This is a genomic window from Corallococcus terminator, from assembly GCF_003611635.1.
In the GTDB taxonomy this organism is placed as follows: domain Bacteria; phylum Myxococcota; class Myxococcia; order Myxococcales; family Myxococcaceae; genus Corallococcus; species Corallococcus terminator.
This window is the reverse complement of the sequence record NZ_RAVZ01000580.1, coordinates 1-2956: the sequence shown is the minus strand read 5'-3', so window position 1 is coordinate 2956 and position 2956 is coordinate 1. Positions and strand designations below refer to the sequence as shown.

Sequence of the window (2956 nt, the reverse complement as noted above, 5' to 3'; positions counted from 1 at the left end):
GGGCGACCTGGGGCCCCTGGGGGCCCGGAGGCGGGCCGTCCCCGTCGCGGTGTCCCGGAGGGGGCCCGGGTTCGTCTCCCAGGCCGGTGGGGCCCGGGAGCTCATTCTGCGTGCGGCGCGGACTGGACATGGCGGCTCACAGCTCCCGGGACAGCACGGTGTCGCGCGTGCCCTGGTGCTCGTCGGTGTGGGGGTAGTCCAGGGTGTAGTGCAGGCCCCGGCTCTCCTTGCGACGGCTCGCGCAGTCCACGATGAGGTGCGCGACCTCCGCGATGTTGCGCAGTTCGATGACGTCGCGGGTCACCTTGAAGCGCCAGTAGTAGTCGCGGATCTCCTCGCGCAACAACTCCAGCCGCCGGCGCGCGCGCATCAGCCGCTTGTCCGTGCGCACGATGCCGACGTAGTTCCACATCAGGCGGCGGATCTCATCCCAGTTGTGGGCGACGACCACGCGCTCATCGGAGTCCACCGCGCTGCCGGAGTCCCACGCGGGCGGCTCGTCCTTGGAGTGCGTCAGCGAGGAGATCTCCTCCGCCGCCACCTTCACCGCGCGGTGGCCGAACACCAGGCCCTCCAGCAGGGAATTGGACGCGAGCCGGTTGGCGCCGTGCAGGCCCGTGGAGGACACCTCGCCAATGGCGTAGAGGCCCGGCACGTTGGTGCGCCCGTGCAGGTCCGTCACCACGCCGCCGCACTGGTAGTGGGCCGCGGGCACGACGGGGATGGGCTGCACGGCCATGTCGATGTTGAAGGCCTTGCAGGTGGCGTAGATGTTGGGGAAGCGCTCGGTGACGTACGCGCGGCCCAGGTGCGTCATGTCCAGGTAGACGCAGTCGTTGCCCGTGCGCTTGAGCTCCGCGTCGATGGCGCGCGCCACCACGTCGCGCGGCGCCAGGTCCCTCAGGGCGTGGTAGCGCTCCATGAAGGCCTGCCCGTCCTTGAGCCGCAGCTTGCCGCCCTCGCCGCGCAGGGCCTCGCTGATGAGGAAACTCTTGGCCTCCGGGTGGAAGAGGCAGGTGGGGTGGAACTGGTAGAACTCCATGTTCGCCACGCGCGCGCCCGCGCGGTACGCCATGGCCACGCCGTCACCCGTCGCGACGTCCGGGTTGGACGTGTACAGGTACACCTTGCCCGCGCCGCCGGTGGCCAGCACCGTCACCTTGGAGAGGAAGCGCTCGATGGTGCCGTCCTCCAAGAGCGCGTACACGCCCACGCACCGGCTGGCGGAGGGCGAATGCGGCTTGCGGTCCAGCATCAGGTCGATGGCGGCGGTGTTCTGGAAGAAGGTGATGTTGGGGTGTTCGTCGCACGCGGCCAGCATCGCGCGCTGCACCTCGCGGCCGGTGATGTCGCCCGCGTGGATGACCCGGCGGGCGGAGTGGCCACCCTCACGCGTGAGGTCGAACTCGCCGCCGACCCGCCGGTCGAACTCGGCGCCCAGGGCGACGAGCTGTCGCAGACGCTCGGGGCCCTCGCGCACGGTGACCTCCACCGCGTCCCGGTGGCACAGCCCCGCGCCCGCCACGAGCGTGTCCTCGATGTGGGAGTCGAACGTGTCGGTAGGGGCCAGCACACCGGCGATGCCCCCTTGCGCGTAGGCGGTGTTGCCTTCGCCTCGCTCGCGCTTGGTGAGCACGGCGACGGTGCCGTGCTGGGCCGCCTGCAGGGCGAACGACAGACCCGCCACGCCTCCGCCCAGGACCAGGAAATCAAACCGATGGGGCATGGCGAACAGGCTTAATGGCGGTAAGTGCTGGAAACAAGGCGTTTTCTTGAGGACTTTCCGGCCGTTGTCTAAGGTTTCGGCCGCCGCCATGCGTGTCCTCTCCTCCCTTGTCGCCCTGCTGACCCTCGCCCCCGCGGCGTCGTTCGCCGACGGCATCTACAGCTACGTGGAGAAGGACGGCACGATCGTCTACACGAACGTGCCGCCGGCGGGCTCGCGCAAGGCGCGCAAGCTGGCTGGCACCTTCACGCCCGCGCCTGCCACCAGCGCTCCGGTGCGGGGCCGTTCTCGCACGCCCGAGGAGCTGGATCCGCACATCGCCAAGGCGGCCCTGCGCTACCGCATCCCGTCGGCGCTGGTGCGCGCCATCATGCACACGGAGAGCAACTTCAACCCGAACGCGCTCAGCCACAAGGGTGCCAGCGGGCTGATGCAGCTCATGCCGGCCACGGCGTCGGACATGTACGTGAAGGACATCTTCGACTCGAAGGAGAACATCGAGGGCGGCGTGCGCTACCTGCGCGTGCTGGCCAACATGTTCGACGGCGACATGGTGAAGATGGTCGCCGCCTACAACGCCGGGCCTGAGGCCGTGAAGAAGTACGGAGGCCAGGTGCCGCCGTACGCGGAGACCCAGGCGTACGTGCGCAAGGTCGTCCAGCTCTACTACCACTACAAGGAGCGCGAGCGGCTCGCCCAGGCCGAGGCCAGCAGCCGTGAGCCCACACCCGAGAATGACGACGCGCACGAAGGGGACGAAGGAGCCGGGCCCCGCTGACGAGGAGTTCCTCCAGCAGCTCTACCGCGGAAGCGAACTGCTGGGCGCCGGCAAGGTCATTGAAGCGAAGGACTTCCTGGAGCGTGCGCACCAGCTCCAGCCGCGTCACGAGAAGGCCCAGAATCTCCTGGGCCTGACCTATTTCAAGCTGGGCCTCTTCGACCGCGCCGCCGACCTGTACGAGATGCTCGTGCGGGACAACCCGGTGGACCCCACGCTGCGCGTCAACCTGGGGCTCGTCTACCTGAAGACGAACGCGCTCCAGCGCGCGGCGCGCGAGTTCGAGACCGCCACCGACCTGGCCCCGGACCACAAGAAGGCCCACAACTACCTGGGCCTGACCTTCGCCCAGATGGGCGAGTACGGCCGCGCGCGCGAGCACTTCCTCTTGTCCGGCAGCGATGCCATGGCGGAGAAGATGTCGCGCGCCATAGCCGCCGCGGGCTCTATCC

General features: G+C 69.1%; 3 protein-coding genes. 2 read left to right on the top strand and 1 reads right to left on the bottom strand.

Annotation, left to right across the window (positions count from 1 at the left end; all coding sequences use genetic code 11):
- Window positions 1-136: 136 nt before the first annotated feature.
- Window positions 137-1726, bottom strand: a complete 1590-nt coding sequence (nadB, locus tag D7V88_RS40305) for an L-aspartate oxidase (RefSeq protein WP_120545802.1) — start codon at window positions 1724-1726, stop codon at window positions 137-139.
- Window positions 1727-1814: 88 nt separating this feature from the next.
- Between nadB and D7V88_RS40300 the strand changes: the two genes are divergently transcribed.
- Window positions 1815-2504, top strand: a complete 690-nt coding sequence (locus D7V88_RS40300) for a lytic transglycosylase domain-containing protein (protein ID WP_120545801.1) — start codon at window positions 1815-1817, stop codon at window positions 2502-2504.
- The coding region (locus tag D7V88_RS40295; protein WP_147449101.1) for a tetratricopeptide repeat protein at window positions 2461-2956 on the top strand (496 nt) is incomplete at its 3' end. The genes D7V88_RS40300 and D7V88_RS40295, both read left to right, overlap by 44 nt.

Bases quoted from the DNA above. Each gene is read 5' to 3' on its own strand.
- nadB (WP_120545802.1), bottom strand. From the start codon at position 1,726: ATGCCCCATCGGTTTGATTTCCTGGTCCTGGGCGGAGGCGTGGCGGGT.
- D7V88_RS40300 (WP_120545801.1), top strand. From the start codon at position 1,815: ATGCGTGTCCTCTCCTCCCTTGTCGCCCTGCTGACCCTCGCCCCCGCG.